The following is a 24,664-nucleotide window of genomic DNA, read 5'->3' as shown; positions in this document are numbered from 1 at the left end:
ATATGTTATAACAAAAATACACAAAAATCCAACAAAATTTTTGCCCCGATAAATTAGAAAATCTTGGCTTGTCACTAAGAACTAATGGCTAAGCTTTATTACGTTAGATTTCTTAAACTTAAGAAAAGCTCAGGGCGCCCCGTTTAGAAGCGGACGCATAAGCAAGGGACCGTAGAACGCATGGGTTTAGCGTTCGTAGTGTCCATTGCTTATGACGGCAGCTTCTGGGCGCTGGAGCTAGACAGATTTTTATTATACTTTCTGATCTGTATAAAAAAGCCATTATTCCATCCCATCCTCGGGTAGAAATAATGGCTTTTACATTTCGACAAAGTTCAAATAGTGACAGAGGCGCTCGGCCTTATCCCAATTCCGGATAAAACAATACCTTGCCATAAGTGCCTTTCCGGTTGATCAGATTATCGAACGTTTCCGGGCCTTGCACCAAATGCAGCCGGTGGGAAATAATCGGTTTTACATTTAGCTGGCCTGTACTCATATAATGGATAGTGGTACTCCATTCTTTACCGGGAAATGGCGAAGAAAGGGCGTTCCACGAACCTAATACGGTTAGCTCATTGCGGACGATTTTTTCAAAATAAAACCGCTCAATATTGATATCCGCATATGGAATCCCCATAAACACAACTTCTCCACCCTTTTTGGGCAATGCAAATACCTGTGCAGAAGTAATTGGTGATCCCGCTGATTCGATTGCAACGTCGACACCCTTACCATTGGTGTGCTTGCCAATCTGTTCATGTGCTGGAGTTTCAAGTGAATTGATTAACACATCTGCCCCTACTTCCTTTGCAATAGCAAGCTTGGCATCGTCAATATCGATGGCGTAAACCTTTTTTGCACCAAAAATTTTCGCCCATTGAATTGCCAGTAACCCAATATTACCGCATCCCATGACAGCTACCTCCGCACCTGGCTGCATGCTGGTACGATAAAAGCCATGGACGACAACCGCTGAAGGTTCCACCATTGCAGCGGTATCAAAATCAACCCTATCTGGAAGCGGAATGATATTTTCGGCTGGTAGTTTTACATATTCTGCATATGCACCCGGATGCCTGGCGCCAATCACGGTTAATTTCTCGCAGCGTGATAATTCACCTTTTTTGCAGCTTTCACATTTTCCGCAATAAAAGGTTGGACACCCCGCCGCACGATCACCCTCTTTTATTCCTTTTACTTCAGGCCCTACCTCTGCTATAACGCCAGCAAATTCATGACCAAAAGTCATTCCTTCCACATAAGGTCCCAATTTATTGTACCTGGATATATCCGAACCACAAATACCAACAGCCTTCACCTTGATAATCACATCATCAGCTTTTTCAATGGCGGGTTTAGGTGATTCTTCAAAACGTATATCCTGTTTACCATAAAGATTTAGGGATCTCATCAAATCACCCCTTTTACATTCTAGTTGCTTATCTTGTGTGTCTTTTCATTACTTTGAATCCGCTCTTTTTTTTCCGAAAATAATTTTATATAACGCGAAGCCTACAATTAGTGAGTTAAAAATGACTTGGTACTCAAAATAAACATCACCTATTACACTGAAAGGTCCAAGCATAAAATCGATTAGTGTATTTACCATTTTTTAAACCCTCATTTCTTTAGTAGGATGTTTGTGATGTTTTCCCGGAAATAATCGCGATTGCACCACTCGCTCCGATACGATTTGCTCCAGCATTGACAATATCCACGGCATCCTGATAATTACGAACACCGCCGGCAGCCTTAACCCCAAAGTTTTTTCCAACAACAGAACGTAATAATTGCACGTCTTCTACCGTAGCCCCGCCGCCATTGAAACCAGTAGCCGTTTTAACAAAATCACCACCTGCTTCCACAATTAATTCAGAGGCAGTTATTTTTTCTTCTTTTGTTAATAATGCTGTTTCGATAATTACCTTGGTAAGCAATCCTTCTGATGCTTTGACAACTTCTGTGATATCGTTTTTCACAACATCATACTCTTTTGATTTCAATGCACCTAAATTAATCAGCATATCTATTTCAACAGCGCCATTTTTAATAGCTTCTTTCGTTTCTTCCACCTTTGTATGGGTGGTTGCCCCGCCAAGCGAGAAGCCTATCGGTACGCCAACTTTAATATTATGCGGCGATAGTAGACTATGCGCATAGGAAACATAGTATGGATTAACGAAAACCGTCTTAAAACCATGTTCAATTGTTTCATTGCAAAAGGTCGTGATATCCGCTTTACTGGCAGTTGGTTTCAATAGTGTATAGTCAATCATATTGATTAAATCCTGTTTATTCACATCCATCACCTCATTCATAAACTATTAATCTACTGGCGTTAACAATACCTTGATGGCTTCTCCACTTTTAATCGCCTGGTACGCTTCGTCCCATTGGGTAATATTAAATTCATGTGTGACCATTGCCTTGGCATTTACACTGCCATTGTTCATTAGTTCTAGCGATGGCTCCCAGTCAGCAGGTTTTTGACTTCTGCTTCCAACAACACGGATTTCTTTTTGAATAATTTTTTCAAGATCAAAGGAAACTTCCGGTTGAGCAAAAAGTCCAATTTGCCCATATTGACCTTTCTTACGCAATAGGTCAAGCCCCTGCTTGGCAGCTGGTACTGCACCCGAGCATTCAAATACAACATCTGCGCCATAACCATTTGTCAGGCTGTTGACAAGTTCTTTGATATCCTGCTTTTGCGTATTTACTGCATAATCGATTCCCAATTCCTTCGCTTTATCCAAACGTACTTTATCATTCGTTAAACCTGTAATTAGAACTGTAGCACCGCGGCTTTTGGCAACTTGTGCGGTGAACAGTCCAATCGGACCAGGTCCAATGACAACAACAATATCGCCATGATTGATTTCCGTTTTTGATACACCGTGATGGGTACATGCAAGTGGTTCCGTCATCGCTGCAGATTGGTAATCCACATTGTCCGGAAGTTTATGGACGCTCTCTTTACGAGCAATTAAATAGTTTGTAAAGCCACCATCCTGCTGAGTTCCAAGTCCCTTCCGGTGGCTACATAAATTGTAATCACCAGCCTTGCAATATTCACACTCTCCGCAAATATAAAAGGTTGTTTCTGAGGTAACGCGGTCACCGGGCTTAAATTCTGTAACACCCTCACCGACTTCAACCACTTCACCAGAAAACTCATGCCCCAATGTTACCGGGACACCAACCTTGTAATGCCCTTCATAGGTATGAATATCAGACCCGCAAATCCCCGCATATTTCACTTTGATTTTCACTTGATCTTTGCCGGCTTGCGGTTCTTCTTTATCTTGAATTTCCAGATTACCAAATCCGAGTTCTGTTTTTACAAGTGCTTTCATGTTGAACTCCTCCCGTACTGTCTTCCTACTTAAACTACGATTAGTTAAACAGGCTAAATAATTTGAAGATTAACCAGTTAATGATGTTACCGCCTTGGTCAATACTTGATATTTTCGTTGAACCTTCAGGCATATCGAAGTTAGCGTTTGTAGCCATTTCAGTGAAGATTGGTGCAACATCCGTTGCGATGTATAGGGAGATCGCAATCATAATTGTACCGACAATTACTGAATGAACAATATTACCTCTGGCAGCACCTACAATGAATGCAACAATAAATGGAATCGTTGCCAAGTCACCAAACGGCAATAGGCTGTTCCCTGGTAAAATAACTGCTAATACAACTGTAATTGGAACTAGTATTAAAGCTGTGGAAATAACGGATGGATGACCAAGTGCTACCGCAGCATCGAGTCCAATATAAATTTCTCGATCACCAAATCGTTTGTTTAACCATTCCCGTGCAGATTCTGATACAGGCATTAAGCCTTCCATCAAGATCTTTACCATTCGTGGCATTAATACCATAACAGCGGCCATCGCCATACCAATCTCAATGATGTCTCCTGCATTGTACCCGGCAAGAAAACCAATCGCTGCACCTAAGAACAATCCAATAAAGATTGATTCACCAAAAATACCAAATCGTTTTTGAATCGCATCCGGATCAGCATTCCAATTTTTAACGCCAGGAATTTTTTGAAGTCCTTTTACAAGGAAGATACCTGGTGCGTAAGAAATCGTACTGCCAGTTGCTAGCGAAACACCCGGTAATTCATAGAATTCACTGACCATTGGTGCTGTCCAGTCCGCTACTTTCAAGCAGATAACTTGGAAAATCACGGCTGCAATCAAACCTTGGACAATACTGTCTGAGATTGCATAAACCATGGCGGCCATGAACGTATAGTGCCAGAAGTTCCAAATATCCACGTTCATTGTTTTCGTCGTTTTCGTAACAAGCATGATGACGTTTACAACTAAACCAAGTGGTATAACAAAGGCAGCAACTACGGATGCCCAGGCAATGGAAGATGTTGCAGGCCAGCCAACGTCAATCACATTTAAGCTTACTCCCATCCGTTCAACCATCCCTTGCGCTGCCGGGCCCAGGTTATTTACAAGCAAATCGATTACTAAGAAAATACCAACAAAAGCTACACCTATCGTTAAACCAGAACGAAATGCTTTACCTGGTTTCTGCCCAAAAAATAGACCTAATAAAAATATCGCAACTGGCAGAATTACGGTTGCACCTAAGTCTAAAAAGCTCTGTATAAAATCAACAAAACCTTGCATGGTCTGTCACCTCACATTTTTAATAGTAACCCCCGATTTCCCTAGATTAAGAGAAATCGGGATTCATTTTCTTATTTTTTAAGCTCTTCCAGAATTTGTTTCTTTGTATCTTCAGTTCCAATACCAGTTAGGAATGAGCGTGCATTGATTACAGGGAATGGAAATTCTTTCTTTGTCATGGCAGTCGTTACAAGTAAATCTGCAGAATCCACATAACCGCCAACTTCAGCAATCTTGATCTGAACTAAATCCAGTTTAAGGTCATGTTCTTTCGCCATTTCTTCAATAGCCCCATTAACAACTGTTGATGTTGCAATACCTGCTCCACATGCTACCAATACTTGTTTCTTTTTCATCCTTACTCACCTCCTTCAAGGGCAACAAAATCCAACTTGGCTTCTAGTAGATTCTTGATGCTGGATTTGTTTTTTTCACTTACTAAGTACTTCAATGTTTCCTCGTTTTGAAAAACCTGCATTAATTTTTGCAAAAGTGTAAGCTGCGAATGTGCTTCATCCATTGCAAGCATAAACACTATTTTTACAGGCGTCGTTTCAGTTTCATCACCCATCACACCGAATTCAACTTCATTCTTTAAAATCGCTACACTTATGGTCTTTCTTTTGACATGTTCAACATCTGTATGTGGGATTGCCACTGAAACTCCTGCCGTCGGAAGACCTGTCGCAAATTCAGCTTCCCTGGCCACTATGGCCGGAATGAAACTTTCCTGGACGAGACCCTTTTCTACCAAATTGTTTCCCATTACAGTTAAAACATCTTCTTTTGTACTACCATCTACATCTAGTAGAATGATAGATTCGTCAAAAAATAACTCGCTCATCTCTACACCTCTTTATCCTTTTTCTAAGTTGTTTATAGCTCAATCAACCGAATATAATTGGATAATGTCATGAATCTCTTTGATTGAACTGGCTTCAATGATCCTGTTTCGATCCCGTTCCGATCCGGACAGCTTCATCAGTTGCATCAATGCATGGATATGCCGCTGCTTATCTACTGCTGCAATGACAATCACCAGGTTAATACAATGTTCGTCCGTAAAGTTTACTCCCTCTTGCAACCTGAGCAGGCTCATGCCAACCTCATTAACACCTTCCTCTGGTGCTGCATGTGGAATAGCGATATTCGGGCCGATGACAATATAGGGATCGTGATCATAATTAGCAATCATTGCTTCCACATATTGCGGGTCAATTTTGCCACTGGCCACTAGTGGCTGGGCACTTATTCGAATTGCTTCCTCCCAGGACGGAATGGAACTTCTTACTGTAATCGTTTTTGGAGTAATCAATTCATCTAAATTGCTATCGTTAAGCTTCGCATCCTGTTTTACGGATGATCCTTCATCACGATTAATATATTGCTGCAATTCCTCCATTAAAGCCTTTTCATTTTCGATTACAGCGTGGTGCTTAATCATATCGATTAAATGGTCAACATTAATATGATTTGGAATATAACCGTGTAATTCAAGCATTACTTGTTTTCTAAGACGGTATTTTTCCTCCCGGCCAAGAAATGCTTTTGACACAAATAATTTTTTCTTTGTTTCAAGAAACGTTGGGGAAAACACAATATCGTAATCAAATTGGTAATCCAGGAATTCACGTACGGATAATGAATCAAGAAATATGAACTCAGGGAATAATTCACTTAATTCATTAAACATCAGTTTCGATACGGACACTCCCTGAGGACAAACAACAATTGCCTTTACCTTTTTATCAATACTGTCGCCCTGCCTGGTCATCCAGCCACCAATTAACATGGTGATAAACGTGGTCTCGCTTTCCGGAATTTCACTTCCAATTAATTCGCTAAGCGGCCCCGTTGACCGTTTAACAAGATGATGCAGCTCACTGAATTCCTTACTTAGCGAGTTCTGAATATCAACGGTTCCTGTCAGTTGATACTTAATCCGGTAATAAGCAGGTTTAATATGCTGTAAGAGTTTATCCAGCAGCTGTTCCCGGTCCTGCAGGTAAATGCAGGCACTTTTTTCAAACAAGCGCAGCATATTATCGATTGCCGGGATTAAATTTGGAATTGCCTCATCCGCTAAGAAATTAGATGAATATACATTTGTTGTTAATAAATGCAACGTAATAAATAAACGCTCGGAAACTGGAATGTCCTTAATGTCGTACAGAATCTCTTCTGTCGCCTGATATTCCTTGGTATCCGATAATTCCTCATATTCAATGGAAAAGGAATTAATTTCATTTCCTCTTTCGATTCGGCGCAGAATTAATAACAGCACGTACGGCATCGCTTCCATTTTCTCATCGGTGAATTTTAGATGTAACGTATTCTCTACCTTTTCAATTCGTTTCGTAAATTCCTCAATATCCGTTTTTTCGATATTGGCTATCTCCATCATTTTGTTTTTCCCGGTGCTCATTTGCAGCAATTGATAGGTTACATTAATTAGCAGTTTACGTACTTGAAATTCTTTTCCTTCTATTAAATAACCAGCTTTCCTTGTGTACCTTATAGCCAAGTCATACTCGCCTATATAAGATTGCACTTCTTTCATATCACTAAGAACTGTATTTTTGCTGACATCCAGTTCCGCTGTAAAATGGTTGAGAGACAGTTCTTCATAATAACTTAACAGCATCATGATAATCAGCTGAACCCGCTGGTTTTCGGAAAAAATATTCGTCTCCACTGCAACGTTTTTCTCTTCCCCGTTCAATTTCGTGAATACGGATTGATTAATAATAAAATGTCCTTGCCTTGTTCGTTCAATTACGGGAAGGTTCTTGCTCATGAGCCAGTCATTGATTTTATTAATGCTGTAACCAAGCTGCCTGCGCGATAAATTATGCTTTTTCTCTAAAGCTGTACTGGTAATACTCGGATTGCTCACTAATTCATCCAGTATTTTCTGGCTTCGTTCTTTAAGCGGCACTCGCAATCCCCCCTCGCTAAATTTATTGTAACACCGTGAATCCAGGTAATGAATGCGTTTTCATCGCAAATCATTGAACAGTTGGTGTACATCATTGTGATTTACACTAAAACGTCCAAGATAACTACATTTTTTGTGATAAAGTTACCTTTTATTCCTTAACAATACAAAAAAAGCCATTATCCCCCTCACTTTGGAGTAGAAATAATGGCCTATTTTATAGTTAGTTAATGCAGTTAACGTTTTTTAATTCAACCACCGTAAAATTTCTATAAATCCTTATACGCCCCGTTTATTCCCCCATAAATATGTATGGAGTTGTGGAAGAACACGAACATCCTTTAATACATTGCTTTCCATTACTTGATCAATTAACTGTTCATATTGCCGCAGCATTTGGCCAAGAAGCTTTTCATTATCCATTGTTTCCAGATCATCATTTCCCACCTGAAGGAAAAATTCAACATCCGGATACCGTTGATGAAGATTTATCGCATATTTCAAATCGTCCTGATCAAAAATAACTACCTTTAAACTGAATGTTCCTTTTTGATCTCGTCGTAAACCGTCGATAATCTGGTCAAGTATTTCAAAATTCGTTTTCATTCCCGAGCTTGGTGGCTTTGGTGAAAGTGTTAAATCGTCAATGCTGGTAAACCAAGTCTGCCACTTGCTCCCTTGTGTCTCAAGTGCTACCTTTATATTCTTTTTGTGCAACAGGTCGACAAGCTCATTCAAATGGGCGAGTAAAGCGGGATTTCCACCCGAAATGGTTACATGTCCAAATCGATCTCCACCCTGTTCTGTTAACCTATGCCAAATTTCCTCAGGACCCATCATTTGAATATTGCTTTTTTCGGAACCATCCCATGTAAATTTAGAGTCACACCATGAACAGGAATAATCACACCCTGCTGTCCGGACAAACATTGTCTTACGGCCAATCACCATGCCCTCACCTTGAATAGTTGGACCAAATATTTCGAGAACAGGAATTTTCATTCTTTATCCCCCTTCCCCGGGCGGTAAACACAATAGCTTGTCGGTGTTTCCCGTAAATATACCTGGATGCAGGCAGGTTGGTTAGCCAGTGTATTTAAATGAGCCTGGACAACCTCATAAATCGTCCTTGCAATAACTTCTGTTGTTGGGAAATAGTTAGGCTCATCATCCGAAAAAGCCTGATCATCATTTAATAGTCCATGATCAAAACGTTTATGAATTAAATTCTTTACCGCTTTAAAATCAACCAAAAATCCGGTATGATCAAGTTCATCACCAGCAATAGTGATATTGACAAAATACGTGTGTCCATGTGTATGCTTACATTTTCCTGCGTCATCATGAGCAATATAGTGAGCGGCAGCAAAATGAAAATCCTTATTTATTTCAAAAGAATACGGATGCGGTGTAACCGGATAAATTTGCTGCATCATATTACTTCACCCGCTTCTTTCTTCTGTTCATATTGCTCAAGGCCTCTTTGCCTCAGGACACATGACGGACACTCTCCGCACCCGCTGCCCTTCACACCGTTATAGCATGTTAGGGTATGTTGTTTTACAAATTCAAAAGCATCCAGTTGGTCACTCAGTTCCCACACCTCTGATTTGTCCAGCCACATCAATGGGGTATGGATGACAAACGTATCATCCATCGATAAATTTAACGTGACATTAAGTGATTTCATAAAGCCATCACGACAATCCGGATACCCGCTAAAGTCTGCTTCACTGACACCCGTTATCAGATGCTGTGCACCAATCTGTTTTGCCAACACACCTGCAAAGGATAAAAACAATAAGTTCCTGCCCGGCACAAAAGTATTTGGCAATTCTCCCTCACTTTCGGTGATTTCAATATCATTCCTTGTTAATGCGTTTGGAGCCAATTGGTTCAGTAATGACATGTCAAGTTCATGATGCGGCACGCCAAGCGTCTGACAAATTTCCCTAGCACAATCCAGCTCAGCAATATGACGCTGACCATATTGAAACGTGACTGCCTCCACTTGGTCAAATTTTTTCAATGCCCAGAACATGCATGTGGTACTATCCTGTCCGCCACTAAATACAACAACTGCTTTCTTATTCATTTTAATTTCCCCTCTCTTTTTGTAAAAGAAGAGCTTCAAGCCTATTTCCATCAAAAAAACAACACCAAAGAGAGTGTTGTTGACTCCTTAGTTTTTTATCGAGGGATGGAATTGCGAACCTCTCCTGCAAAAATGCAGATTTCTTTATCATCTGTAGTCTAAACCTACCATATATTTTGAAATAATGCGATGGCTTTTGAGTTTTAATTCAATAACCAAAAAAGGAACGGAAACTACTCCGCCCCCTTAATCCTATTATATTACACTTTTGATCTTATTCATTATTTGCGCATCAAATCCATTTGTAAAAGAGTGATCAATCCTAACAGCTTTTCCAAAATGGTATTGATCCGCCTGAACTATATCATGAATTTCTTCAATATTTTGCAGGCTCAAGCCAGAACCTGGCATTATTTTTGGACCGCTATTTCTTTTTGCCGTGAGAACAAGATCCCGAAGCTTCTTTTGACCCTTCCAACAATCTTCTTCACCACCTGAAGTTAGAATCCGTTTCACATTCCGTTTATATTTAGTTAATGTTTGGTAAGCCTCAGTCTGTGATAGAACATCATCAAAAGCTCGGTGAAAAGTAATATCCAATTGTGGATAGATATTCAAAATATCTACTAGAATTTGCTCATTTATAGCATTATTTACATCCAGAGCCCCAAAAACTATCCTTTCTCCTCCAAATTCAATAATCCTTTTTATATCTTCTTTAATAATTTTCATATCTTCAGTCGTGTAATAAAAATGGTTACTATGTGGACGAACCATAACTTGAACTGGAATAGATACGCTACTTAACACCTGTTTCATAGTACTGTAACCCGGGGTAAGGCCACCCTCCTGGATTACTGAAACTAGTTCAATTCTATCGGCACCCAAGTTTTCCGCCTGAATAGCTTCTTTGACGTTTTGCACAATTACCTCTAGCATCATTTCAATCAACCTCTTTATTTACTATTTCTGTCTTGCACTCCTGTCAAATACTTCATGCTGCAAGTTTAAAGGTTATATTCTCATTTCTTTTGTGCTGCATGTGCCCATTTGTATTCATACGTCGGGCCAAATGGGTTCGTTATCACACCTGCCATTTTAGGTGAAATCAGCTGCGCACGACCGGTTTGATAAACAGGTCCGATTGCCGCATCATCAAAAAGAATTTTTTCAGCTTTTAGAAGTGCTTCAAACCGTTTCGCTGGTTTAAGTGCAAGCTCATCATTAGCATGGTTAACTAATTCATTAAATTCCTGATTATAGTATCCACCAGTATCCTCTAAGAAAATATTTAAAAAAGTATTCGCATCAAGATAATCTGGACCCCAACTGGATATTTGAATATCATACTCCAGATTTCGGTCAATTTGAATTCGTTGCTTCATTGGTGCCTGTTTTAGGGTTATTGATAATCCCTTTAGATTTATCTCTAATTGGTTTGCTAGATATTCGCTGACCGTCTTACCAACTTCACTATCCCCCGCCAAAAACACCAACTCTAATGAATCAATACCTTCCTCTTTTAAACCTTTTTTCCAAAGTTTTTTAGCTTTCTCAACATTGTAGGTCATTAAATCACCATTGATTTCCCGAAAGTCCTCACCACTTTTAGGATGGTATACGAAGTTTTTCGGCACAATACCATTGGCTACAAGCGAACCATCATTAAGCACTTCGTCAACTAAAGCCTGTTTATTAAAAGCCCGCGCAATAGCTTCTCGGATATTTTCATTTTTTAAATATTTATTTGTCTCCTGATTGAATTTTATATATCTCATACTTGTTTCCGGAGTAATTTGAAAATCATCGTTCGCAGCGTATTTGTCAACAAAGTCAGATGACAGCTTAACTCTATCTACTTTTCCTTTTGTATATAAAGCAACTGCTGCTTGTGGATCTTTTACTACTTCAAAAGTCAACTTGTCCAATTGAACCGTATCAGCATCCCAGTAATCTTTATTCTTCTTAAGGTCCCATGAACTGCTTGTGCTCTTCCAACCTTTCAGAATAAATGGTCCATTTGCCAGTATTGTGTCAGAATTTGTTGCATAGTCCTTACCTTGTTTTTCAACAAAATCTTGATTTAATGGGTAAAAGGTGCCAAATGTTACTAGTGATTTGAAATAAGGAATAGGTTTTTCCAATTCCACAACTAACTTATAATCACCAGCTGCTTTAACACCCAGCTTTTCTACAGCCATTTTACCTCTGTTTACAGCAGTTGCATTTTTTATTACACCGCCCATCATATAGGAACCGTACTCGGACCCTGTTTTTGGATCAACAGCACGTCTCCACGCATAAACAAAGTCATTAGCTGTTACGGGATCCCCATTAGACCAAACAGCATTTTCACGTAAATTAAAAGTCCATGTTAAACCATCGCTGCTCTTTTTGTGATCAATTGCAATACCTTCAACAGGTTTGCCATCATCCCCTAATCGGTATAACCCTTCCTTAGTAGCACCTAAAAATTGAAATGAACTTTCATCTGCTGCCAAAGAAGAGTCCATTGTTGTTATAATTTCACTATTAATTAAATTAAATGCTTGTTCGGAGTTTCCATCTGATTCAATGTTCCCGCTAGTCTTTTGACTTTCTTCATTAGAGCAAGCAACCATAACTAGACATAGTATAAGACCAACTACTAGCAGGAATAAATATTTTGATAGTTTCATACACGAACCTCCCATTAAATTAATGATGACATGCTGCATATTCTTCGTTGCCTTTTTGAAAATTCTAGCTTAAATTATAAAAAAACTTTTGTTTCTCCAACGATTTTTCCATTATCATTTCGTATGGAATTTGATCTTATTTCCAATAACCGATCTATCGTATCCGTGTTGCTGTAATTAAGATCCTTTAATAGTTCCGCAACTATTACTGGCCAAACAAGTTCAGAACCACTTAAAACCTTTAAGGCAATACTAATTTTCTCTTTTTTTAAAGCTAAACAATAAACTCCCTGTGCTCCTCCCTTTGCAATGATGTTATTGTCTTCTAATAATGCGGTACAGATGAAGTTATGGGATGCAACTATTTCTGGATGCTGATTCATTACATTACCTATCTTTTTTACTGCATCGGCTGTTTTCAAATCTTTATTTAATTCAGGAACTACAAATTTCAAAAAGGAGATAGCCATATTTTTTAATGGAACTCCATGAACTGGCACACCACATCCATCAACAGCGGTATTTATCTGATCAAAAGGTGTTTCGGATAGGTCAGCAACAAGATGTAAAACTTCTTGCTGTAGAGGATGATTCAACTCTGTATATCTATCAATTCCATATCCCCGTTCCCTTGAATATGCTAGGAATCCTAAGTGTTTGCCTGAACAGTTGTGCAGAAGTCTGCGCGGAGGTTTATGCTCCCAAATATAAGTTTGCTTTGGTTCCTCATTAAGCGGATAGCTTTTATTACAAACCAGCATTTCCTCGGATAATTGGAGTTTTTTCATCAGACTTTCTAATGCATCCTGGTGGTACTCCTCTCCACGCTGTGATGCAGTAAACAAGGCGGCTTCCCTATTACTGAGATTATATTTTTCAATTACATTTGTTGTAAATATCGGTATTGCTTGAATTGGTTTCATTGCCGAGCGGTAAAATGTACTATGTTCGGCGTTACCTTTCTCATACACAATCTCTTTTTTTTCATTCAGAACACAAATAATACCTTGGTGAGTATTTTCCAATTCTCCACCTCTAAATTCTTTTGCAATGACAGGAAATGTCATGAAATTATACCTCCCTTTTAAAATGAATATTTTTCATGAAATATCGTTGCACACTTATTGCAGCTCCAATAACAACCCCATCAGCACCAGTTTTTGTAGTATGTAATTTAAAGGTATTATTAACCGGGGTCCAAATTTGATTTTTACACTTTTCAAGGATTCGTTCTTTTATTTCCGGATAGTTTTCAATCAAACTGCCGGATAAAACAACAGTATCCGGGTTGTAAACACAAACAACATTGTTAATTGTAATTGCTGCGTAAGTAACAGCTTTATCCAAAATGTTTCTCGCCCACTTTTCTCCCTTTTCAGATTCCTTAAGTAACTCTTGGACACTATCAATTGATTTAGTTTTGGAAGCCTCATCGAGCAGAAATTTTTCGGCAATATACGTTTGTAAACATCCAAAGTTGCCACAAGGACAATAAATTCCATACGGATCGACTATGGTATGTCCTATTTCGCCAGAAAAGTTTCCCTCTCCACGGTATATCTCCCCCTTTGAAATCAACGCAGAACCTACCCCGCTTCCAAAACCAATCATTGCCATACTTTCTTTTTCCGTATTTAAATCCGTCATATATTCAGCCAATGCTTTCAGCTTTAGTTCATTGTCCACAATTACTTGGAAGCCCACCTTCTCTTCCAGCATTGCTTTTAATGGTACCTGCTTCCAATCAAATTGCGCAGATAGTTTAATTATCCCTTGGTCATTTTTAATAAGACCGGGAAGCCCAACACAAATTCCGGCAATTTGTTTATGGTGAATTTTTTCATTATCAAACATAATCTCAATCTTACTTCCTATGAATTCAACGGTTTCTTGTGGGTCGATTGGTTTATACATAAAATGTTCTAAAGCAATTAGGGTTCCAACGAAATTCATAAAACCAATTCGTATGTTGTTTTGATCAATTTCGACCCCAATTGATATTATCGAGTTTTCATTTGGAACAAAATACGTCGCTTTTCTGCCCACCCCGTCATTGACCAAGTTAACTTCACGGATTAGTTCAACTTCCAATAAAGAAGCAACAATACGAGACGCAGATGTTGGGCTCATCGTTGTTTGTTTCGCAATCTCAGCTCTAGATATTGGGCTTTGATTTAAAATAATTTCCAATACCAAGCTTTGATTTTCCTTTTTTAAAAACTCCTGATTTTTTATTTTCATTTCATCACCTATTTACATCATGTTATTAATTAATGCCGAATACCTGTAATACTAGCGAATAAACTGTAAATAATAGCTAGATAACCTGTTTTTTTACATTAATTTCTTCTATGGGGTTATTAATAGTATAGAGTAGTAAGAAATGTTAGTCAATTGGTTTTTTGAATCTTTTAATAGCTTGATCTCCTAGCCTTTTAAAGCCAATAAAGAAAATCAACAAAATAACCAGAAAAGGAACCGGAACTTAGTCCGATTCCTTGATTCTGGAAGATAGTAAGGAAATTTATTGATTCCCATTTCGCATACTGTCTTCGGCAATCCTGATCATTCGTTTGACCATTTCGCCACCCACTGATCCATTTTCGCGTGCAGTAGTGTCAGCCCCGGGCTCAACACCAAGTTCATTTGCAATTTCTTCTTTCATATTGTCAACTGAATTTCTTGCACCTGGCACTAACAAATCATTTTTGTTCTCTGCCATCATTGATCACTCCTCGTGGGATTTGGAACAGAAAGTTTCTGCTCCTTTTTATCCTTTGATGGAAAAAAATAATTACACCTGTCAATTAATACCTTATAGAAAAAAAGCACCACCAAGGCGCTTCAGCATTTCAACATATAATTATTTGCATTTTCCTCATGATAGCCAATTTTTTTCTCCAGTTTATGTTTCATTTCTTCGTCGAGGCAATCGGATATTACTGTAGATAATTCTCTGGCTTTTAGAATATGCCAATAGTAGATCATACGATAATATAGTTTTTTCATACATCTTCCTCCTCAGATTTTATAAACCGATGGAGATCGTATCGGTGAACTTCCTTGGATATCATATCCGTTTTGCTATTTCGAACGAACCTTATTGTTATCACTTATAATAATGGTTACTGGCCGTTTATTAAATAGTCTTATATGACTGTTTACCACTATCATTCGCAATTCCATTTCATAGAAACAATTTCTTTATTCCTAGATATTTATAACTATAGTACAGTGGGATTCTGGCAAAAGTCGTAATATTCCTTTAAAATAGCCCCTGGATAGAGGTGACACTTTTTGATAAAACCGCGTTTAAAGTTAAGTACAATTATCATAATATTCGTCTGTCTAGTTGTTTTAATTTCTTTAATTATTACTGACCTGCTTTTCACAGATTCGACTAGTGAAAATATCCGCGATTATTTAGAAGAGAAGGCATTCATTGTCTCCCGAACGGTTGCGGAATCTCAAATCGTTAAGAATGGTTTGCTGGATAAAGATGAGCATAATAATATCCAGGATTATACTTCAACCATACAGGAAGAAACAGACGTCTTATTTGTTGTGGTGATGGATATGAGCGGAATCCGTCAATCACATCCCAACCCTGAGCGAATTGGTAACCACTTTGTTGGTGGTGATGAAGTACGAGCGCTTCAGGGGGAGGAATACATATCTTCTTCAACTGGCACGTTAGGGGAGTCATTAAGAGCTTTTACGCCTATTTATGACGATAACCAAAATCAGATTGGTGCTGTTTCTGTAGGAATTTCATTAGATGCCGTCCAGCAATCCATTCAACAAAGCCATAAAAGAGTTATTATTGGTTCTATTTTCGGCCTGTTGGTAGGTATCATTGGTGCTTTCCTCCTGGCGAAATACATTAAAAAAAGCCTTTTTGGCCTCGAACCACATGCTATTGCACGTATCCATGAGGAAAGAAATCAAATGCTGCACTCGGTTCGTGAGGGAATTATTGCGATTGACAGAAATGCCACCATTGTCCTTGTGAACAAATCTGCCCGCCAAGTTTTTAGAAAAGCAGGATTGATGGTTAGAGACCCAATTGGGATGAAGATTAACGATTTTTTGCCAGGAACAATGCTCGGTCATGTACTGAATAGGGGCGATACTGATTTAGATGAGGAACAAACAATCAATGGCGTTTCCATTATCACCAACCGCGTCCCGTTAGTTGTTAACGATCAGGTTGTCGGTGCAATTGCCACTTTCCGGGACAAAACGGAAGTCAATCAATTGGCAGAACAGCTGACTGGTGTTCAACTGTATGCTGACACTTTACGTGCCCAGTCACATGAGTTCATGAACCAGCTGCACGTGTTACTTGGCTTGATAAAAATGGAGAATTATGAAGAGGTTAACCAGTTCATAAGCAGACTGGTTAATCATCAAGCACATGAAGTCGGCAATGTAACCAGGCATATCAAGGATCCTGCCTTCGCTGGATTTATTATTGGTAAAATGAGTGCTGCAAGGGAATCACATGTTAGTTTAACTATCAACTGCGAAACCGAGATTCCACAGCCCGATAAATCCGAGGTCACACATGAACTGATTACGATACTTGGCAATATTATTGATAACGCCATTGAAAGTGTTTCAAATAGTGAACAGAAACGAATTAAAGTTAATCTTGCTTATGTGGATGAACTGCTTAGCATAACCGTCAGTGACACGGGTGCTGGCATACCAGATAATATTCAGGAAGAAATTTTTGCAAAGGGGATGTCTACTAAGGCTGGAAACCATCGTGGGTTTGGCCTCTACCTGACTCAGCGGAGTGTTGAGAAACTGGCCGGATCTGTTGACTTTTCTTCCAATCATGAGGGTACGTTATTTACATTAATTATCCCTTATCAACCTGGAGGTGAACGTAATGATTAATGTTCTGATAGTGGAAGATGATCCAATGGTAGCTCAGTTGAATAAACAATATATGGAGCGTATTCCCGGATTCACACTTAGTGGCGTTGCTTGCAATACCAAAGACGCGCTTAAGCATATGAACCAGGTGAAAATCGATCTCATGCTGCTTGATGTGTACATGCCCGGTTCAAATGGAATTGATTTTTTACGGGATATTCGTGATCAAAACCAAGATGTTGATGTTATCTTGATCACCGCAGCATCTGACATCAATCAAATTCAGCAGTCATTAAGACTTGGGGCCGTTGATTATTTGATAAAGCCATTTGAATTTGAGCGATTTGAAGATGCGCTTATCCATTACAAAAACAGCCATTATGCCTATATTGACAAGGGAAATGTTAGTCAGTATGCGGTTGATCAGCTGCTTCGTAAATCTGGTCAATCAAAAGAAAATAAACCGGTGATACAGGATTTACCGAAAGGACTGACAAAAAACACATTAGAAAACATTACCCAAGTTATTCTTTCAAAAAAATCTGAGCCCTTTTCAACTGAAAATATCGCAGAATTAACAGAGATATCCAGGGTTTCAGTAAGGAAGTATTTAAAGTTTTTGAGTGGGATTGAGTTTTTGGAAGAAACACTGATATATGGTGTCGGGAGGCCCATTTATCAATACAAATTAAATAAATCAAAGCGCAACCAAATCGATTATTATCTTTAAAGCAGCTGTTTTAGCTGCTTTTTTTAATTACAAAAGTTTAATTAGTTTCACAATATGTGAACTTTCTGTTAACAATAGTACGATGAATTTATTAGGTTGAAAGCGTTTTCCTATAGGGTTTTTTGCCAATAAAAGAAAAGGAGTGGTCAACATATGGGACAAACAGCTCAAGAGCTGAATTATGACAACCAGCCGGACGAAAGAATAACAGAATTGAATAACAGCAAGAAGAAGTTTACGATTTTTGAAATTCCCGTTCTGTGGTTCGGTATTTTTACAGCTATTACTTTAATAAGTTTATATTCAGGGAACTTACCGGGTGGAATGATTGGCAGCTTGCTGGTAATGATTGTACTTGGAGAACTTCTGGGATGGATTGGAGATCATACACCAATCGTCAAGACATTTTTAGGCGGTGGAGCTATTATCGCAATCTTCGGGGCGGCGTTCATGGTATATGAGGGGTGGCTGCCAGATGCTTCCGTGATCTCTATGACGACGTTCATGAAAGACGGTGGTTTCTTGAACTTTTATATCGCCGCATTAATTACAGGAAGTATTCTTGGAATGAATAAAGAAATCCTAATGAAAGTTGGATTGCGTTACTTTTTGCCAATCATTGGAGGCGTAATCTGTGCAGTCCTAATTTCTGGATTATTGGGTACTTTAGCAGGGTTTTCTTTGAAGGAAGCGGTTCTTGTTATTGCAATGCCAATTATGGGGGGCGGCATGGGAGCTGGTGCTGTTCCGATGAGTCAAATATATTCGGAAATGATGGGAAATGACCCCGGCTATTATATCTCTATGCTAGTACCTGCCCTTGCCTTAGGTAATGTGTTCGCAATTGTCCTTGCCAGTATGCTCAATTTACTTGGGGAAAAGGTTCCTTCGCTAACTGGTAACGGTCAATTAATTCGAGGCTTCCAATTCCAAGAAGAAAAAACTGCGTACGACATCAAAAAAATGGGAATTGGATTACTGGCCGCAGTTTCATTTTTTGCGATTGGGACTATTCTGGGGGACTTCATCCCTATTCATCCTTATGCACTGATGATTATTGTCGTAGCTATTGCTAAAATTGTTGATGTGATTCCTAAGAATGTGATTGAAGGAGCAAGCCAATGGTACAAATTTGTTGCCAGCAATTGGACACTTGCTTTGCTGTTTGGAATTGGAATAGCCTATACCGATTTGAACACTGTCATTGAAGCATTAACCTTCCAATATATACTAACGGTATTCGGTGTCGTACTTGGGGCTATCATCGGAGCAGGCTTACTAGGAAAACTTGTCGGTTTCTACCCTGTTGAAGCAGCAATTACTGCTGGATTGTGTATGGCAAACATGGGCGGAACAGGTGACGTCGCAGTCCTCTCTGCTTCAAAAAGAATGGAACTAATGCCTTTTGCACAAATTTCATCCCGATTAGGTGGAGCATTGATTCTACTATTAGCCGGGCTGCTAATCCCACTTTTCACCTGATAATACGAGCAACACGGATGGTTCTGTGTTGCTGCGTAAAGTGGTGATGTTGAAGTCAAGTCGGGAGACAGCTATTTCTCTCCCTACTTGGACTTGCCCTCTCCCAGGTCCCACCTATTTCGCCCGAGTTCCATCCGCTAATCTTTATTTTTCCACAACATCATTAAAAAAGACCTGCACTCCCCTTTAAAGGTTCGTGCAGGTCTCCATCATTCTACTTTGTTAGCATATCATGAACTTTAGCAACTTCTTCATCGGGTACAAGTAAATAGTATACACCACTTATCTTAGTACCGTTACCTGTCATCATATAACTATTAACATTTTTCCTAACATCTTTATAATTGAATAATAGATTCTTCATGTCCTCGAAGTCCATGTTGGTTTTCATGTTGTCGCCTAAAACATCAATCATATCGTCTATTTTACCAACGGATGCAATGCTTGCACCTTTATCAATAATGGCTTGAATAACCTGGCGCTGACGTTTCGTCCGACCAAAGTCACCGTTTGGATCGAGGTGGCGCATGCGCACGTATCCCATTGCTTGCGGTCCATTCAAATGAATTTCACCTTTTTTATAATGATAGCCTTCTTTATAGTAACCTTCATCATACCAGTCAAGCGGATTGTCTACCGTGATGCCACCAACGGCATCTACCATTTCAGTAAGTCCCTGCATGTTCATTTCTACATAATAATCCAGCTCTATATTTAGTAGATTTTCAACAGTGGCTACCGACATATCAACACCGCCATATGCATAGGCATGATTAATTTTATCCTTATACCCCTTACCAACAATAAGGGTCCGGGTGTCTCTCGGAATGCTAATTAAATTCATTTTATTATTTTTTGGGTCTAATGAAAGTACCATAATAGCATCTGAGCGTCCACCATCACCTGGTCGTTTATCGACACCAAGCAACAATATATTAAGTGGCTTTTGTTCACTTATTTTTTCTTTCGCCACTTTTGAATCAATCGATGAGATTTCCTCGTGAATTTTTTCATTTACGGTTTGTTTCGCATTGCTATATACTGAAAACGCAAAAGCACCGACGCCTAACACAAGGATTAAAATTACAAATAAACTAATCCTTAGCCAAAGACGTTTTCTTGGTTTTTTCCTGCGTCTGTCTGACCTTCTTTGTTCTGTCATACCTACATACCCCAGTTCCAATTTATTACTTAATACCTATTTGAAAATCCTGGCTATCACCAAAAATAATGGCAGATCCCTTAGATTTTTTATACTTTAGTCCTATAAATTTTAGTACCGCCCTTAAGTATAACAAAAAATCATGTAAATTTATATCAAAAATTGTAAAACGAAAAAAAAAGCCGCTAGATTTATAGAATAAATCAGCGACTTTTTAAAAATATTGTGTCTGCAATCTTAAGCAAATGCTAGTTCAATAGCCTCTTCGACTGTTGCATAGTCGTAGCCAAGATCATGTGCTACTGCTTCAAATGTAACTTTGCCATTTAGTACGTTCACGCCGGATTTAATTGCCGGGTTTTCGTTAATTGCTTTAATGGCACCTTTTGTAGCGATTTGTGCTGCATAAGGAATGGTTACATTCGTTAATGCAATCGTTGATGTACGTGGTACAGCACCAGGCATGTTTGCAACTGCATAATGAAGCACACCATGTTTTTCATAGATTGGATCGTCATGTGTTGTAATATGGTCAACTGTTTCAAAGTTACCACCTTGGTCAATAGCTACGTCAACAACAACAGAACCAGGCTGCATGGATTTAACCATTTCTTCTGTTACAAGCTTAGGCGCTTTTGCACCAGGAATTAATACAGAGCCAATTACCAAATCAGATTCTTTAACTGCTTCTGCTATATTATATGGATTTGACATTAATGTTTGTACACTCGTACCGAAGATATCTTCAAGTTGACGCAAACGTGTTGGATTCAGGTCGATAATGGTAACATCTGCCCCAAGGCCGACTGCAATTTTCGCAGCGTTTGTTCCAACCATTCCACCGCCAATAACAGTGACTTTTCCACGTTTCACACCAGGCACACCACTTAACAGAATTCCTTTCCCACCATAAAACTTCTCAAGGAACTGTGCACCAATTTGTGATGCCATACGCCCGGCAACTTCACTCATTGGGGAAAGCAATGGCAATGTATTGTTTACTGTTACTGTTTCATAAGCAATTGCTGTCACTTCATTATCAACTAAAGCTTTAGTTAATTCTGGTTCCGCTGCTAGATGCAGGTACGTAAATAAAATTAAGCCTTTACGGAAATAGCCGTACTCAGCTGAAAGTGGTTCTTTAACTTTCATAATCATTTCTGCTTGGCCCCAAACATCTGAAGCGCTTTCAATGATTTCAGCACCAGCTGCTTTATACTCTTCGTTCGTAAAGTTACTGCCCAGACCAGCATCTGCTTCGATAATGACACGATGTCCAGCCTTTAATAAATTGACAACCCCTGCAGGTGTCATGGCTACTCGGTTTTCGTTATTTTTAATTTCCTTTGGAACACCAATAATCATCATAATTCCCCCTATTGCTCAATTTATATCTATTATATTCCCACAGAAGCCATTTTTCTTTATGTAGAAAGCTAAAAATAGAAGGGACAATTTGTGTAAAATCACATATCATCCCTTCGCATGTTTTCGAGCTTTAAATCCAAATATAATGTTATTTTTTGATTCGGGTCCTTTAGATCAATTTCCGCAATTTCTACAATCCTTTTCAGACGGTAGTTTAATGTATTAGTATGGACGTGGATGGATTTGGCTGCCCGATGAACATTGCTATCACATTCCAGATAAACAGTTAAGGTAGTCAACAGATTAGTATGGTGTTTTAAATCATAGTTTCGCAGCCTTTCAATCGAATAATTCTGGTAATGATCCCGATTCCTGATTTGATATAGTTCATTAAGAAATTGATAAATACCGAGTTCCTGGTAGCTATAAATGCTGGCGAGCTCCATTGGAAATTGTTCCTTCTGTTCCAGCACTTTTAAGGCATGGATATAACTGTCCTTGATATGCTGTGCCCCATTATAAATGGTGCCAAATGAACCTTTCACATGATTAATCTGCAATCGTTCTGTAATTTTATGAATGAAGTTTCCAATAAACTGATTCAGAACCTTGATTGCGTTGTCTTCCGATTGCAGCCGAATTAGCAGAATGAGCTGATTTTGATCAAACACCCGGCAAACGACCTGAACAAGTTGCAGTGTTTCCGTCAGATAATAGGAATGTTTTTCAATTGTTTGGGTAACATCACAATCGTATTCGATTAAGGCAATGGCCAGGCTGCCATCAAGCTGCAAACCAAACCTTTTCGCCTGGCGGTCAATTACATCCTTTTGTGAAACATGCCCAGTCAACAGCTGCCAAAAGAATTCCTGATAGCTTTCCTCTGCTTTTCTTTTTCTAATCTGGTGCTTCTGTAATTGTTTTTGGACTAGTCTGGATGCTTCTTTGAGCAATTTTAATTTATCTTCATTAAATTGTTTGTCTGTTGTTTGGGCCCAAATGAATCCGAGCACCTCATTATTTTTCCACACTGATACGGCAATCCGATTTCCTAAACCGACCTCATCAATTGCCGGGACAATCACCGGCTCTTCCTGTTCGAATAGTTGAGCCATCACGCCATGTTTCCAAAGGCTGTTGATGACATTCTCCGGAACTTTCCGTCTGACAATGGTGGCAACCCTCGCGTCATCTACATTTTCCTCATGAGTACTGTATGAAATTATACGATGGTTGGCATCTTCTATCGTAATCGGACAATCGAGAACTTTTCCGATACGGTCTGCCAAGCCTTCCAGCGAATCAATGTCGTCTTTAAATAATTCTGAGTGGCCGGATGAATCCATGAAAGTTTCCCTCCATTCAATCTGAAAAATATTTCGGTACGTTTTAGGTTTGACCTTTAGAATACCATATTTCGGTGATTAAATCCTTAACAAAATAAGTGGACTTTCACAAAAAGTTTGGTAAAATAAAGAATGCGCAAATTTAGACAAAATTTGATATTATACATCATCTGCTTTGGAGGTTATACATCATGAAAAAAATATTAAAGATTGGAAGCGCTTTTATCGGGATTATTGTCGGTGCGGGTTTCGCATCAGGACAAGAGGTGCTACAATATTTTACTAGCTTTGGGCTGATTGGGACGGTCGGGGCAATTATTTCGACCGCATTATTTGCCTATCTTGGCATGACACTTACAAGTCTTGGCAGTCGTTTGCAAACAAAATCACATAAGGATGCTGTTTATAAAATTAGTGGATGGCGGGTTCTTGGAGTTATTGTGGACTACATCATTATCTTTACCTTATTTGGGGTAGGGGTTGTCATGATCGCAGGAGCCGGCTCTATTCTTGATCAGCAGTTCGGCCTGCCGACAATTGTTGGTGTTATTCTGATGACGGTTCTGGTTATTCTAACCATTATGCTGAATGTTGACCGCGTGGTTGCCATTATTGGCAGTATCACACCATTCCTTATTGTTGGCGTAATTCTCGTTTCCGTATACAGCCTGTTCACATTGGATGTCTCTTTTATGTCACTTAATCCAATTGCCAAAGAACAGCCATCATCGCTTCCGAACTGGTTCATTTCGGGAATCAATTATGTTTCCTTTAATATAGCCGTTGGTGCGTCCATGTCACTTGTAATGGGTGGTGCTGAACGTGATGAAAAAGCAGCGAAATACGGGGGACTCCTCGGGGACTTGGTCTAGGAATTATGATTATATTAAGCCATCTGGCAATCTACTCAAAGGTGGATACCGTAGCAAGTTTCGATATGCCAATGCTGGCTATTGTTGACGAGATTTCTCCTGTCCTTGCTGTAATATATTCATTAATTCTGTTTGGTATGATTTTCAACACAGCGGTAAGCATGTTCTATGCGTTTGGGGCACGCTTTACAAAAATGGGGACTAAGAAATTTAAGGTGTTTGTGACAATTACAATGGTTGTTGCCTTCGCAGCAAGCTTTGTCGGCTTTACTGACCTCGTTTCCCTATTTTATCCACTTATTGGATACCTGGGACTATTCCTGATTTTTGCACTTGTATACTCATCGATTAAAATGCCGGCAGCGAAAAAGGAAAGGCAGGAAGCGGCATAGTTCTAAACATGGAAACACCCCTGAGTGTAATTGACCAATCAGGGGTGTTTTTTTCCTA

Annotated in this window: 22 protein-coding genes, 1 pseudogene and 1 riboswitch; of the genes and pseudogenes, 4 read left to right on the top strand and 19 right to left on the bottom strand. The window is 39.1% G+C overall.

The features are described from left to right. Positions 1–361 precede the first annotated feature (361 nt). The 16 genes from CFK37_RS10485 to CFK37_RS19930 all read right to left on the bottom strand — a co-directional run bounded on the left by CFK37_RS10485 (position 362) and on the right by CFK37_RS19930 (position 15,379). On the bottom strand, positions 362–1,414 hold the full coding sequence (locus CFK37_RS10485; RefSeq protein ID WP_089061804.1) for a galactitol-1-phosphate 5-dehydrogenase: 1,053 nt from the start codon (positions 1,412–1,414) through the stop codon (positions 362–364). Between the two features lie 217 nt (positions 1,415–1,631). Then, the gene (gene deoC, locus CFK37_RS10480; RefSeq protein ID WP_089063621.1) at positions 1,632–2,303 is read right to left on the bottom strand and encodes a deoxyribose-phosphate aldolase; all 672 of its coding nucleotides are present in this window, start codon (positions 2,301–2,303) and stop codon (positions 1,632–1,634) included. 24 nt (positions 2,304–2,327) lie between these two features. Further along, positions 2,328–3,359: a zinc-binding dehydrogenase gene (locus CFK37_RS10475; RefSeq protein ID WP_089061803.1), complete on the bottom strand. Its 1,032-nt coding sequence runs from the start codon at positions 3,357–3,359 to the stop codon at positions 2,328–2,330. 40 nt (positions 3,360–3,399) lie between these two features. Then, the gene (locus tag CFK37_RS10470; RefSeq protein WP_089061802.1) at positions 3,400–4,659 is read right to left on the bottom strand and encodes a galactitol-specific PTS transporter subunit IIC; all 1,260 of its coding nucleotides are present in this window, start codon (positions 4,657–4,659) and stop codon (positions 3,400–3,402) included. Positions 4,660–4,730: 71 nt separating this feature from the next. After that, positions 4,731–5,015 carry a PTS sugar transporter subunit IIB gene (locus CFK37_RS10465; protein ID WP_089061801.1) on the bottom strand — a complete coding sequence of 95 codons (285 nt, stop codon included), beginning with the start codon at positions 5,013–5,015 and terminating at the stop codon, positions 4,731–4,733. A 2-nt stretch (positions 5,016–5,017) separates the two neighbouring features. Further along, on the bottom strand, positions 5,018–5,503 hold the full coding sequence (locus tag CFK37_RS10460) for a PTS sugar transporter subunit IIA (RefSeq protein ID WP_089061800.1): 486 nt from the start codon (positions 5,501–5,503) through the stop codon (positions 5,018–5,020). Positions 5,504–5,542: 39 nt separating this feature from the next. Then, complete coding sequence (locus tag CFK37_RS10455; RefSeq protein WP_089061799.1) at positions 5,543–7,597, bottom strand: BglG family transcription antiterminator; 2,055 nt, start codon at positions 7,595–7,597, stop codon at positions 5,543–5,545. 279 nt (positions 7,598–7,876) lie between these two features. Continuing rightward, positions 7,877–8,599, bottom strand: a complete 723-nt coding sequence (queE, locus tag CFK37_RS10450) for a 7-carboxy-7-deazaguanine synthase QueE (RefSeq protein ID WP_089061798.1) — start codon at positions 8,597–8,599, stop codon at positions 7,877–7,879. After that, positions 8,596–9,033 carry a 6-carboxytetrahydropterin synthase QueD gene (queD, locus tag CFK37_RS10445; protein ID WP_089061797.1) on the bottom strand — a complete coding sequence of 146 codons (438 nt, stop codon included), beginning with the start codon at positions 9,031–9,033 and terminating at the stop codon, positions 8,596–8,598. Before queD ends, queE begins: the two co-directional genes overlap by 4 nt. Then, positions 9,030–9,692 carry a 7-cyano-7-deazaguanine synthase QueC gene (gene queC, locus CFK37_RS10440; RefSeq protein ID WP_089061796.1) on the bottom strand — a complete coding sequence of 221 codons (663 nt, stop codon included), beginning with the start codon at positions 9,690–9,692 and terminating at the stop codon, positions 9,030–9,032. Before queC ends, queD begins: the two co-directional genes overlap by 4 nt. Positions 9,693–9,773: 81 nt before the next feature. Further along, positions 9,774–9,820: riboswitch (PreQ1 riboswitch) on the bottom strand. A 127-nt stretch (positions 9,821–9,947) separates the two neighbouring features. Then, the gene (locus CFK37_RS10435; protein ID WP_089061795.1) at positions 9,948–10,634 is read right to left on the bottom strand and encodes a copper homeostasis protein CutC; all 687 of its coding nucleotides are present in this window, start codon (positions 10,632–10,634) and stop codon (positions 9,948–9,950) included. Positions 10,635–10,714: 80 nt separating this feature from the next. Then, positions 10,715–12,370, bottom strand: coding sequence for a peptide ABC transporter substrate-binding protein (locus tag CFK37_RS10430; RefSeq protein ID WP_089061794.1), 1,656 nt, complete (start codon positions 12,368–12,370; stop codon positions 10,715–10,717). 74 nt (positions 12,371–12,444) lie between these two features. Beyond that, the gene (locus tag CFK37_RS10425) at positions 12,445–13,437 is read right to left on the bottom strand and encodes an asparaginase (RefSeq protein ID WP_089061793.1); all 993 of its coding nucleotides are present in this window, start codon (positions 13,435–13,437) and stop codon (positions 12,445–12,447) included. 4 nt (positions 13,438–13,441) lie between these two features. Continuing rightward, a complete protein-coding gene (locus tag CFK37_RS10420) occupies positions 13,442–14,611 on the bottom strand; it encodes an ROK family transcriptional regulator (RefSeq protein WP_089061792.1) in 1,170 nt (389 codons plus the stop codon). A 283-nt stretch (positions 14,612–14,894) separates the two neighbouring features. Further along, positions 14,895–15,092, bottom strand: coding sequence for an alpha/beta-type small acid-soluble spore protein (locus CFK37_RS10415; RefSeq protein WP_089061791.1), 198 nt, complete (start codon positions 15,090–15,092; stop codon positions 14,895–14,897). 122 nt (positions 15,093–15,214) lie between these two features. Continuing rightward, a complete protein-coding gene (locus tag CFK37_RS19930) occupies positions 15,215–15,379 on the bottom strand; it encodes a hypothetical protein (protein WP_157724836.1) in 165 nt (54 codons plus the stop codon). Between the two features lie 288 nt (positions 15,380–15,667). On the opposite strand from CFK37_RS19930, the gene dcuS reads away from it, so the two are divergent. The 3 genes from dcuS to CFK37_RS10400 all read left to right on the top strand — a co-directional run bounded on the left by dcuS (position 15,668) and on the right by CFK37_RS10400 (position 19,466). Continuing rightward, the gene (dcuS, locus tag CFK37_RS10410) at positions 15,668–17,275 is read left to right on the top strand and encodes a DcuS/MalK family sensor histidine kinase (RefSeq protein WP_089061790.1); all 1,608 of its coding nucleotides are present in this window, start codon (positions 15,668–15,670) and stop codon (positions 17,273–17,275) included. After that, a complete protein-coding gene (locus CFK37_RS10405) occupies positions 17,268–17,984 on the top strand; it encodes a response regulator (protein WP_089061789.1) in 717 nt (238 codons plus the stop codon). Before dcuS ends, CFK37_RS10405 begins: the two co-directional genes overlap by 8 nt. A 153-nt stretch (positions 17,985–18,137) precedes the next feature. After that, a complete protein-coding gene (locus tag CFK37_RS10400; protein WP_089061788.1) occupies positions 18,138–19,466 on the top strand; it encodes a 2-hydroxycarboxylate transporter family protein in 1,329 nt (442 codons plus the stop codon). 214 nt (positions 19,467–19,680) lie between these two features. Here the strand turns inward: CFK37_RS10400 and CFK37_RS10395 are convergent, their stop codons facing one another. The 3 genes from CFK37_RS10395 to CFK37_RS10385 all read right to left on the bottom strand — a co-directional run bounded on the left by CFK37_RS10395 (position 19,681) and on the right by CFK37_RS10385 (position 23,342). Beyond that, the gene (locus CFK37_RS10395; RefSeq protein ID WP_089061787.1) at positions 19,681–20,628 is read right to left on the bottom strand and encodes an LCP family glycopolymer transferase; all 948 of its coding nucleotides are present in this window, start codon (positions 20,626–20,628) and stop codon (positions 19,681–19,683) included. A gap of 237 nt (positions 20,629–20,865) precedes the next feature. After that, positions 20,866–21,993 carry an alanine dehydrogenase gene (gene ald / locus CFK37_RS10390; protein WP_089061786.1) on the bottom strand — a complete coding sequence of 376 codons (1,128 nt, stop codon included), beginning with the start codon at positions 21,991–21,993 and terminating at the stop codon, positions 20,866–20,868. A 101-nt stretch (positions 21,994–22,094) separates the two neighbouring features. Next, complete coding sequence (locus CFK37_RS10385) at positions 22,095–23,342, bottom strand: PucR family transcriptional regulator (protein ID WP_089061785.1); 1,248 nt, start codon at positions 23,340–23,342, stop codon at positions 22,095–22,097. A gap of 191 nt (positions 23,343–23,533) precedes the next feature. Here CFK37_RS10385 and CFK37_RS10380 point away from each other — a divergent pair. After that, positions 23,534–24,606: pseudogene (locus CFK37_RS10380) on the top strand (YkvI family membrane protein). Positions 24,607–24,664: the final 58 nt, after the last annotated feature.

Origin of the sequence: Virgibacillus phasianinus (genome assembly GCF_002216775.1) — a bacterium.
GTDB lineage: Bacteria > Bacillota > Bacilli > Bacillales > Amphibacillaceae > Virgibacillus_F > Virgibacillus_F phasianinus.
This window is presented reverse-complemented; position numbering and strand designations above follow the sequence as displayed.

Excerpts from the sequence above, each read along its gene's own strand:
- CFK37_RS10395 (WP_089061787.1), bottom strand. The coding sequence starts at position 20,628 with ATGACAGAACAAAGAAGGTCAGACAGACGCAGGAAAAAACCAAGAAAA.
- CFK37_RS10430 (WP_089061794.1), bottom strand. The coding sequence starts at position 12,370 with ATGAAACTATCAAAATATTTATTCCTGCTAGTAGTTGGTCTTATACTA.
- CFK37_RS10425 (WP_089061793.1), bottom strand. The coding sequence starts at position 13,437 with ATGACATTTCCTGTCATTGCAAAAGAATTTAGAGGTGGAGAATTGGAA.
- queD (WP_089061797.1), bottom strand. The coding sequence starts at position 9,033 with ATGATGCAGCAAATTTATCCGGTTACACCGCATCCGTATTCTTTTGAA.
- queC (WP_089061796.1), bottom strand. The coding sequence starts at position 9,692 with ATGAATAAGAAAGCAGTTGTTGTATTTAGTGGCGGACAGGATAGTACC.
- CFK37_RS10420 (WP_089061792.1), bottom strand. The coding sequence starts at position 14,611 with ATGAAAATAAAAAATCAGGAGTTTTTAAAAAAGGAAAATCAAAGCTTG.
- CFK37_RS10385 (WP_089061785.1), bottom strand. The coding sequence starts at position 23,342 with ATGGATTCATCCGGCCACTCAGAATTATTTAAAGACGACATTGATTCG.
- queE (WP_089061798.1), bottom strand. The coding sequence starts at position 8,599 with ATGAAAATTCCTGTTCTCGAAATATTTGGTCCAACTATTCAAGGTGAG.
- CFK37_RS10460 (WP_089061800.1), bottom strand. The coding sequence starts at position 5,503 with ATGAGCGAGTTATTTTTTGACGAATCTATCATTCTACTAGATGTAGAT.
- CFK37_RS10485 (WP_089061804.1), bottom strand. The coding sequence starts at position 1,414 with ATGAGATCCCTAAATCTTTATGGTAAACAGGATATACGTTTTGAAGAA.
- CFK37_RS10475 (WP_089061803.1), bottom strand. The coding sequence starts at position 3,359 with ATGAAAGCACTTGTAAAAACAGAACTCGGATTTGGTAATCTGGAAATT.
- CFK37_RS10470 (WP_089061802.1), bottom strand. The coding sequence starts at position 4,659 with ATGCAAGGTTTTGTTGATTTTATACAGAGCTTTTTAGACTTAGGTGCA.
- CFK37_RS10400 (WP_089061788.1), top strand. The coding sequence starts at position 18,138 with ATGGGACAAACAGCTCAAGAGCTGAATTATGACAACCAGCCGGACGAA.
- CFK37_RS10415 (WP_089061791.1), bottom strand. The coding sequence starts at position 15,092 with ATGGCAGAGAACAAAAATGATTTGTTAGTGCCAGGTGCAAGAAATTCA.
- CFK37_RS19930 (WP_157724836.1), bottom strand. The coding sequence starts at position 15,379 with ATGAAAAAACTATATTATCGTATGATCTACTATTGGCATATTCTAAAA.
- ald (WP_089061786.1), bottom strand. The coding sequence starts at position 21,993 with ATGATTATTGGTGTTCCAAAGGAAATTAAAAATAACGAAAACCGAGTA.
- CFK37_RS10405 (WP_089061789.1), top strand. The coding sequence starts at position 17,268 with ATGATTAATGTTCTGATAGTGGAAGATGATCCAATGGTAGCTCAGTTG.
- CFK37_RS10435 (WP_089061795.1), bottom strand. The coding sequence starts at position 10,634 with ATGATGCTAGAGGTAATTGTGCAAAACGTCAAAGAAGCTATTCAGGCG.
- CFK37_RS10465 (WP_089061801.1), bottom strand. The coding sequence starts at position 5,015 with ATGAAAAAGAAACAAGTATTGGTAGCATGTGGAGCAGGTATTGCAACA.